Consider the following 9,095-nt stretch of genomic DNA (forward strand, 5'->3'; position numbering starts at 1 on the left):
GGTGGGCGGGTCCACGCCTCGTCGACGCAGGGCCCACACGCGTAGTGCACGTAGCTACCGGCTCCGTGGAGAGCGGAGCAGGCAAGGCATGGCTCGATCGCGGGCGTTTTGGTGTGACAGCGTCGAGATCCGGGCGCGCTAGGATCGACCTATCCGCCTAGGCCGTACGAAGTGGGCACACGACGGTGGCGTCATGTCTGCCGGGGTCAGAAGCTTGGATTTGCCGATCCTTCCTGCGGTCGCCGGCGGTGAGGATCCGCCGGTCGGCGGGTCTTCGCTGTACCTGCAGGTTCTCGGTCCGTTGCGGCTGTGGCGCGACGGGGTCGAAGTGGCTGTCGGCCCCCCGCAACAGGCATTGCTCCTGGCGCTGCTCCTGGCCCGCGTCGGCAGGCCGACCCGCACGAGCGAACTGATCGACCTGATCTGGGGCGGTGACGTCCCCCTCAGCGCCATCAACATCATCCACAAGTACGTCGGCGCGTTGCGAAGGGTCCTCGAACCCCTGCTCCCGGCTCGTGGCGCCGGCTCATTTCTGCACCGTCGCGGCGATTCTTCCTATCTCTTCACCGCCGCCGCCGGCACGCTGGACCTCGTCGCCTTCCGGGAGTTCGTCGGCGCGGCCCGAGCTGCCCTGGCTCAGCAACGGGACGACGCGGCGCTCGATCGCTTTGTCGAGGCGCTCGGCCTGTGGCGTGGCCCGGCGGGCGACGGCATCGCCGATGGGCCGAGCGCGACGGCGCTCTTCGCCGCCATCGACGAGGAGTTCTACGACGTGTGCATGGCAGCGGCTGAGCTCGCCGTGTCGATGGGCCGGCCGGAGGGGGTGCTCCCGGCTTTGAAACTGGCCGCGTCGATGGCCCCGTTCCACGAACCCGTGCAGGCCCTTCTCGTCAGCGCCCTCGGCGCCGCCGGACGCCAGGCCGAGGCGCTGTCGGTGTTCCGCGCGATCCGCGAGCGGCTTGCCGGCGAACTCGGCATCGACCCGGGTCCGGCCCTGAGGGAGGCACATCGGCGCGTTTTGGCGCAGCCCTCGGCGTCGCCCCTCCCAGCGCGAACGGATGACCGAGTACGGCCGGCCGCGCCGACCGGTCTGGTCGGCCGCACCGAGGAACTCGCTGTCCTGCGACGCACGGTGGCGAGCGCCCTCGGGGGCCGCACGGGGATCGGCATCGTCGAGGGTGAACCGGGCGTAGGCAAGACCCGCCTGCTGGAAGAGGCCGCCGCCGTGGCCGACCGGCACCGCGCGCTCGTCGTCTGGGGTTCCTGCCTGGAGGGTGGCGGGGCACCGGCGATGTGGCCATGGGAACAGGCGCTGGGAACGATCGTCGGCAGTCTTCCCGAGCCGGTCCGGGCCACGTGGCTCGCCAGCGAGCTCGGCGTCCTCCTCGATCGGCGGGGCGACGCCACCCGGGCGGTTCCCGACGGCAACGCCCAGTTCCGGCTGTTCGAGCAGGTTGTCGCCCTTATCGGCCAAGCCTCGGTACGGCGGCCGACCCTCCTGATACTTGATGATCTCCAATGGGCAGACGTGGCCTCCCTACAGCTGTTCAGCCATCTGGCGGCCCGGCTGCCCCCCGGGACGGCGATCATCGGCGCGCTTCGGGACCGGGCTCCCACTCTCGCCTCGGTTCTCTCCCAGGTCCTGGCCTCCGCCAGCCGCCTGCCCGGTCACCGCAGGATCCGGCTCGGGCCACTCGCGCTGACCGACGTGGCGGAACTCATCCGCCACGAGGCCGGCCACGATCCCGGCGACGCCGTCACCCGTGCCATCTACGCCCGTACCTCTGGAAACCCGTTCTTTGTCCGTGAACTGTCCCGGTTCCTCAGCGAGGCCGGCGCGCTCAGCGATGGCGACGCATCCGCGCAGGCCGGGGTCCCGTCCACCGTGCGCGACGTCGTCCGCGGCCGGATGGCCGGCCTCGACGACCGCGCGCGGAATCAGCTGCGTCTCGCGGCGCTCATCGGCCGCGACGTCGACCTCACACTGCTTTCCCGCGCCGCCGGTGTGGACGTCGCGGACTGCCTCGAACGCCTCGACCCGTTGCATGCTCTCGGTCTGCTCGAATCGGGACCGGATGACCCGTCCTCGCTACGTTTCGCGCACGACCTGGTTCGCGAATCGGTTTCCGAGACCATGACGAAGCAGCAGATCATCGGGCTGCATCTGCGCGTCGCGGACGCGCTCGAACAGACCCATGCCGACGATGAGGCCATCGCCGAACGCCTCGCCTACCACCTGTGGGCCGCCGGCCCGCTCGCCGAGCCGGTTCGCACCGCGGAGGCGCTGATTCGGGCCGGGCGTCGCGCGGCGTCCAGGCTCGCGTTCGAGTCCGCCGACCGGCAGCTACGGTCCGCCGTCCAGGTCACCCGGACGTCCGGGCTCCTAGGGCTGGAGTTCTCTGCCCTGAAGCTGTTCGCCATCGTCATCAGGAGGCAGTCCGGGTACGACGCCTCGACGTTCGATCTGCTGGAACGTGGCGAATATCTGGCCCGCGGTCTCGGTCGGGAGGCGGAGGCCGCCGAATTCCTCTTCATTCGTCTGATGGGGGCCTACACATCCATGGGGAAGGACCGCGGGAGATTGGCCCGCCGGATGTACGAGCAGGGTCAGCCGTCCGCGGATCCGGTCGTGCGACGTTACGGGCGGCAGGCCTGGGGCTTGCATCAGTGGGACATCGGCAACATCGGACAGGCGTACCGGTCCTTCACCAGTGACGACCACCCCGGTGACGACCACATCGGTGTCGCCGTGCCGGAGGATGAGATACCGCTACGGCGGGATGGCAGCATTCGGGGGGAAGGGCCCGGGTGGCAGGCTGTGATGACCGCGTTGCACGGTCATGTAGCTCCGGCGCTGGCCTTCGTCGACACCTGGGACGACCCAGGCGATCCGTACGCCGCCTCGATCTGGGTCTACTACACCACCATGATCGCTTGCATGGCCGGTGACGCGGCCCTGGCGCGACGGGCCTGCGAACGATGGGTCTCCGCCGGGCTCGTCCGCCTCCGCTCCCGGATCGACCCCTACATCCGGCAGAGCTGGTGCTGGGCACGTGCCCTCACAGGCGATGATCCCGCCGGGGCGGCGGCCGAGGCCGAGAGCCTCCTGGCCGCCGACCTGCTCGACCCGCCGCGGTGGGGAATCGCCTACCACTATGGACTGATCGCCGAGATGTGGCTGGCGGCCGGAATGCCCGACCGGGCGGCCGCCGCCCTCGGCCGGGCCGACCAGGCCGTCTGGGACCACGGCCAGCGGTACGCCGAAGGGCTGCTCCTGCTGCTCAAGGCGCGCTTGTCGCAGGCTCGCGGCGAATCCCCAGCCGCGATTCGAGCAGCCGCGCAACGGGCGTACTCACACTCCACCGCTTGCGAGGCCCACCTCTTCGCTCAACGATCCGAGCGCTTCCTCGCAGAACTCGACGCCGACGACTGACCGCGCTGACACCCGCATCGCGTGCGCCCTAGCCTCGAGCTGACGCTGGGTTAGTTGAGGAGGATGCGGTGGCGGAGGAGGGGAAGCTGGCTCGGCCGTGCATCTGCCGCATGATCCGTTTGGTTTTGGTGTTGACGCCTTCGGCGTCGCCGTTGTGGTGGGGCAGGGCGAGGGCGTTATTGATGGCTTCCGGGTCGAATTCGACGCCGCGGGTGAAGGTGCGCAGGTGGGGCAGATCGGCGGCGCGTGTCGGACAGCGGTGATCCATTCGGTGAGCTGGTCGGCATTGCCAGGGCGGGGTTGGAGCAGGTCAGCGAAGGAACGGATCGAGCTGGCGAGGTCGATCCGTTCCGGGCAAGCGGTGGCGAGCTCGTCGAGGCGGGTGCGCTGGCTGTCGTGTAGGGCGTCCGGTCGCGTGAGCAGGAGCCGGGCGACGCGGCGCGGGGAGATTGCGGGCCGGTCGGCCTCGACGCGTCCTTGGGTGATGTAGCGGGCGAGGAGGTTGAAGCTGCCCTGGCAGCCAAGCGTTTTGATCTCCTCGAACAGGCGCGGGATCGGGATTGCGGGGTCGTCGGTGCGGCGGCTGGCTATGTCGACGAGATCCCGTTGTCACTTACGAAGCCAAGCGGCGTTTCAGATGCTCGCGGTAGGGATCGACGAGGGTGGGCAGGTATTGCGGGGCGCGTTGGAGGCGTTCGGGTTCAGCGACGCGGGCGTAGCGTTTGATCGTATTCAGGCCGAGGTTGAGCCGCCGGGCGCATTCGAGCAGACCGACGCCCTGATCGAGCAGGCCGTGGACTTGGTGCCAGCGTTCCCGGGTCGTCTGCGCGCGGGGTCCGTCGTTCAGCGGCGGGCCGTTCTTCGCCCAGCAAGCGCGCGATCCCCCCACCCGGATGCGACCCCGACGGCTACATCGGCCGGACCCTCCTCGGCTGAGCAACCCGACAGGGGCCAGGCCGGCGGTAAGAAGACCGAACTTTCAGACAGTCAGTGATCATCTTTTCGCTCTGCTGGCATACTCCAGATCCCGCAGCAGCCGCTGCATCCCGTCGGCGACACGTCCCCCGCCCGCTCCGCGAGCGTCCACCCACTCTTACGATCAAGACCCGCGACCAGCAGCCCCGACACACACTCGACGACCCGCCGCTGCGGCGCCGCCCGCCCGAACCTGCTGCCGACCCGAGAACACAGCCCATCCAGCTGAACCGACCACGCCTTCACCACCACGGCAACGATCACCCCGGAAGATCATCAATCGCCATTGCAGTACTAGGATGGACCGGATCCTCCAAGGCCTGTTCTCGCGCACGGCCTGTCGCCCGCTGTGCACGGATGGCCTCCTCGGTGACGAACGGCTGGTCATGGCGGCGACATGGGAAGGCTGGGGCGTGGGGCCGGACGACCGGAAGAAACTGTTCGACCAGGCTCGGGAGCTGGCGCGGCGCGAGGTGAGCCTGCCGCGGGCCGAGCGGCTGTGGACCGAGGTCGTCGACGCCTACCGCCACGCCGTCGTGGACGCGAAGGTCCCGGACCCTGAGGACGAGCGACAGCTGGCGCGGGCGCTATGGCGGCATGCGATGGTGCTGCACGCGCTCGGCCGGCCGGCCACGGGACTGCGGCCAGGACACGAGGCGGTCGCCCTCTTCGAGCGGCTGGAGAACGCGGTGAGCGCCACCTACCCGAGGGCGACGGCGCTGCGTGACCACGCGCTTGCCGAGCTCGTCACCGCGCTGGCCGACGTGGGAGAGATCGCCTTCGCCGCGGCACAGCCCCGGGCGCGCCTCCGCCTGCTGGAGCGTGCGATCTCCACCGGGCTCGACAGGGCGGGGCCAGCTCTCACGGCCGGGCGGCGAGTTCGCCGCGCGCTCGGCAGCGCTTACCACAACCAGGCTGTCGCCCTGCTGGACCGGCATCTGAAGAATGCGACGCCCCACGGCGACGCCCTCGCCGCCGTCTCGGCCGCGTCCCAGGCGACCGAGCTGCGCCAGGGGCTCCGTGACGACGACGACCCCCAGACGAACTGGGAACTCGCGAACAGCTACGGGGTCTATGCGCTGTGTCTGATCGCCGCGGCGGACCTGCGCCGCGCGTCCATGGTTATCCGGCCGGGGAACAGGCTCGTGGCCGCCCTCGGGCCGGACGCGCAGGAGCCCCGGCAGAGGCTGGAGGCCGCCGCGGCCCTGCTGGCCGCGGCGAACACCCGGTCTCGTGGCCGCTGGAGACCGAGTCGCCGGGGCTAATACTGCAACGGCACCTGATGACTGGGGGGATGATCTGTGTCGTGATGGTCGAGGCGTCGGCGGCTGAGCTGGACGGGCTGTGTTGCATAGGGGCCGGTTCGGGCGGTCTGAGCCGCGCGTCGGCGTGTTGCACCCGGACGACGATCTGACACGATGACCCGCACGCTGCTCACCGCGGCGGCGCTGCGAGCGCCCTGATCACTCGGAAACCCGCAGGACCGCTCGCACGCAGGTCAGACCCGATTCACCCGCACCTTGAGACCCCAACAACGCATCGCAGATCATCATGCCGAGGGGTCGGGCGCATCCGGCCGCATCTCGGCCGCTCACACGCCCCATCCAGGAGAACCGTCACACCGTCCCCCGCGACGGATGATCACTGAAGTCGGTCGACCGTGTCGAGCGTTTTGCCGCAGATCACGTCACACCGTCCTCCATGACGGATGATCGTTGAAGTACCGGTGATGCGGGCGGCTCCTACCTGTCTCGTGGGTCGTACCGTCCTCCAGAACGGAAGCCAGCCGTTGTCGACCCATGCGGTTTCTACGTTGGGGTCGTCATACCGTCCTCCAGGACGGATGATCACTGAAGCACCACACCCGGGGTGGCATACACGAGGGCCTTCTGGGCCGCCCCGTCCTCCAAGGCGGATGATCATTGAAGCGGCGTGATCGTGTTGGTGAACAAGGCCAGCTTGTGGGCGTCGCGCGGTCCTCCGAGACGGACGATCACTGAAGCATCTGCACGAACGCCGCGATGATCGGAATCAGGAAGTCGCACCGTCCTTCGGGACGGACGATCACTGAAGCATCTGCACGAACGCCGCGATGATCGGAATCAGGAAGTCGCACCGTCCTTCGGGACGGACGATCACTGAAGCGACGTGACGATCTAGGGGGACCAGGCCGACGTCGAGTCGCTCCGCCCGTTAGGACGGACGATCACCGAAGCACCGTCGTGCGCCGCGACATCCTGATCGCGCCGAACGTCGCTCCGCTCGCTCGGGCGGATGATCACTGAAGTCGGGGACGCTAAACGGGCATCTCGCTGTCGACACTCGCAGGCCGCACCGGCCGCTCCGCCGGCAAGGAGAGACGATCATTGAAGCGGCGGGATGCAGATCCAGTTCGCCTACGACCCGGCCTCGGTCGCACGTCCGCACGGTCGGACGATCATTGAAGCCAGGTCGCGTTGGCTAGGGCGCTCCTGCCCAGGTCGGTGATCGTCTTTCGTCTCTGCTGGTGTACACCAGGTAGGCTGGCCGTGAAAGACAGTGCTTGGTGGACGTGGTGGACGTTCTCGGTGGGTTCACGTCATTGTGGATCATCGGTTGGGGTTCGATTCCCTGGAGTGCGCGCCTGGTCGAGGCAGGTCAGAGCCCCGCAGCCGCTTTCGTGGCGCGGGGCTCTGGCGTTTTCGGACGCCGGCGGGAGTGGCTCGTCTCGCTGCGGTCCGTGGCCGACCAGACGTGACCATGACCTATGGGTATGGGCCTTCGGTTAGACCGAACTTGCGAGTGCTCGAAGATCGCTACGCGCACAGCCTGGCACTTTGGCCTGTGTTGTCCGAAGTGTAGTCAGTAGGTTGCTTGATCGGGATCTTGCTGGATGGGATCATCGACTCGTGGCGAGGCAAACGGGTGCTATGCACGTGGACCGGATTGTCAGTCGGCAGACGAACGCGGCCGGCGAGCCGCGGGAGTACGTGTCGCATCTGGTGCGGCGTACCTTCCGGGAAGACGGAAAGGTCAAGAACGAGACCATTGCGAACGTCTCGCACCTTCCGCCGGCGGCCATCGACGTGCTCAGGAAAGCGCTCGCGGGCCGGACGCTGGTCGATGTCGAGAAAGATGTCGAGATCGCTCGGTCTCTTCAGCACGGCAATGTCGCCGCGGTCATGACGGTCGCCCGGCAGCTCGGCCTGCCGGCACTGCTGGGGCCGGCTGGGCGACAGCGGGATATCGCCCTAGCGCTGATTGTCGCCCGGATTATCCAGCCCGGTTCGAAGCTCGCCACCAGATCCTGGTGGTCCGACAACACGCTCGGCGCGGACCTGGGGATAGACACGGCGTCGACCGACGAGATCTATGCCGCCATGGACTGGCTGCTACACCGGCAGGACGACATCGAAAGGCAACTCGTGGGCCGGCATCTCGTCGACGGCGGCCAGGTTCTTTTCGACCTGTCGTCGTCCTGGATGGAAGGGCACTGCTGCCCGCTGGCGTCCCATGGCTATTCCCGTGACGGCCGTCGCGGGCTCGAGCAGATCGAGTACGGAGTCCTCACGGACGCCGACGGCCGGCCTGTCGCGATACGCGTCTTCCCCGGTAACACCGGCGACCCGTCCGCGTTCATCGAAGCCGTGCACGCCGTCCAGAAAACGTTCCACCTGAAGAGTGTGATCATGGTCGGCGATCGAGGGATGATCACGTCGGCGCGTATCAGGGCGCTCCGCGAGTCCGACGACCTGGGATGGATCACCGCCCTGCGCGCGCCCCAGATCGCCCAGCTCGCGGCCGTGGACGGCCCGCTGCAGCCGACCCTGTTCGACGAGACCAACCTCGCCGAGATCCGCCACCCGAAATTTCCCGGAGAGCGGCTGATCGCCTGCCGGAACCCTTTCCTGGCAGCCGAGCGTGCCCGCAAGCGTGACGAACTGCTCGATGCCACCGAAAAGGCGCTCGCCCCAGTCGTCGCCGCCGTCACGGAAGGCCGGATCGTCGGCGCCGCGGACATCGGCATGAAGATCGGGAAGATTGTCCACAGGCGGAAGATGGCGAAGCACCTCGAGATCACGATCACGGACGCCGATGTCACCATCGCCCGGCGGGAGGAGAGCATCGCCGCCGAGGCGGCGCTCGACGGCATCTACGTCGTCCGCGCCGAGGAGAAACACGCGAGCGGAATGCGCGGAGACGAGATCGTCACCGCGTACAAGAACCTCTCCCAGGTCGAACGAGTCTTCCGTACGATCAAGACGACCGACCTTCAGGTGCGACCGATCTACCACTACCTGGAAAACCGGGTCCGCGCACATCTCTTGATCTGCTCCCTCGCTGCCTACATCACCTGGCACCTGAGGAAACGGCTCGCCCCCCTCACCTTCACGGACGAGGAGCCGCCAGGCCGCACCGACCCGGTCGCGCCCGCTCTCCGTTCCGAGGCCGCCAACCGGAAATCCACACGCAAGGAACAGCCCGACGGAACGCCTCTTTACAGCTTCCAGGGCCTCCTCGCGCACCTGGCCACCCTGACCCGCGACGAGATCCGCATCAGCGGCGGCGGCAGCCTTCAGCTACTCACGAACGCCACCGAAACCCAGAGAAAGGTCTTCCAGCTAATCGGCGCGCCTATCTCCAAGACCGTTGGTAGTCAGTAAGACGATCAATGGCTGCCGCGAACCCGCAAGTCACGAGCCCGCAG

At 68.0% G+C, this 9,095-nt stretch carries 3 protein-coding genes and 1 pseudogene; 3 read left to right on the forward strand and 1 reads right to left on the reverse strand.

From position 1 onward, the window contains the following. The first annotated feature begins 220 nt into the window (after nucleotides 1-220). Nucleotides 221-3,433 carry an ATP-binding protein gene (locus tag QOZ89_RS40600; RefSeq protein WP_312629458.1) on the forward strand — a complete coding sequence of 1,071 codons (3,213 nt, stop codon included), beginning with the start codon at nucleotides 221-223 and terminating at the stop codon, nucleotides 3,431-3,433. Between the two features lie 50 nt (nucleotides 3,434-3,483). On the opposite strand, the pseudogene QOZ89_RS40605 reads toward QOZ89_RS40600, so the two are convergent. Then, nucleotides 3,484-4,304 (reverse strand): annotated as a pseudogene (locus QOZ89_RS40605) (transposase); the annotation flags it as partial. A gap of 403 nt (nucleotides 4,305-4,707) precedes the next feature. Here QOZ89_RS40605 and QOZ89_RS40615 point away from each other — a divergent pair. Next, nucleotides 4,708-5,673, forward strand: coding sequence for a hypothetical protein (locus QOZ89_RS40615; protein WP_312629460.1), 966 nt, complete (start codon nucleotides 4,708-4,710; stop codon nucleotides 5,671-5,673). Nucleotides 5,674-7,323: 1,650 nt separating this feature from the next. Continuing rightward, nucleotides 7,324-9,051, forward strand: coding sequence for an IS1634 family transposase (locus tag QOZ89_RS40620; protein ID WP_312623741.1), 1,728 nt, complete (start codon nucleotides 7,324-7,326; stop codon nucleotides 9,049-9,051). Nucleotides 9,052-9,095 lie beyond the last annotated feature (44 nt).

The organism is Pseudofrankia coriaricola (assembly GCF_032027725.1).
Lineage (GTDB): Bacteria > Actinomycetota > Actinomycetes > Frankiales > Frankiaceae > Pseudofrankia.

What these genes read in the sequence shown, in the direction of transcription:
- QOZ89_RS40615 (WP_312629460.1), top strand. Translation starts at nt 4,708, where the DNA reads ATGGACCGGATCCTCCAAGGCCTGTTCTCGCGCACGGCCTGTCGCCCG.